The following is a 275-nucleotide window of genomic DNA, read 5'->3' as shown; positions in this document are numbered from 1 at the left end:
CGAGACACCACCGCATCCTCCACCACAAACCCCCGCACCGGACTCACCTCCACAAACGCCGCCACCCGAACCACCGCAGACGCCCCATCCGCCACCACAATCGGACGCCCACACACCACCGACGGCTCCGACAAATCCGCAAACATCTCAATCGCCCGACCCTTCACCTGCCCCGCCGTCGCCATCGACGCCTCAAAACCCGCCGCCACATCCCCACACACCACATGCACCACACCCCGCACCGGCTCCCGATCCACCACCAACACCAACGCATC

Annotated in this window: 1 pseudogene; it reads right to left on the bottom strand. The window is 65.8% G+C overall.

The features are described from left to right. A pseudogene (locus ACPXB3_RS22650) lies at positions 1–266 on the bottom strand (hypothetical protein); the annotation flags it as partial. Positions 267–275 lie beyond the last annotated feature (9 nt).

This window comes from Gordonia sp. DT219, assembly GCF_049847065.1.
Lineage (GTDB): Bacteria > Actinomycetota > Actinomycetes > Mycobacteriales > Mycobacteriaceae > Gordonia.
Note: the sequence above shows the minus strand (reverse complement) of the source record. Positions and strands in the feature narration are given on the sequence as shown.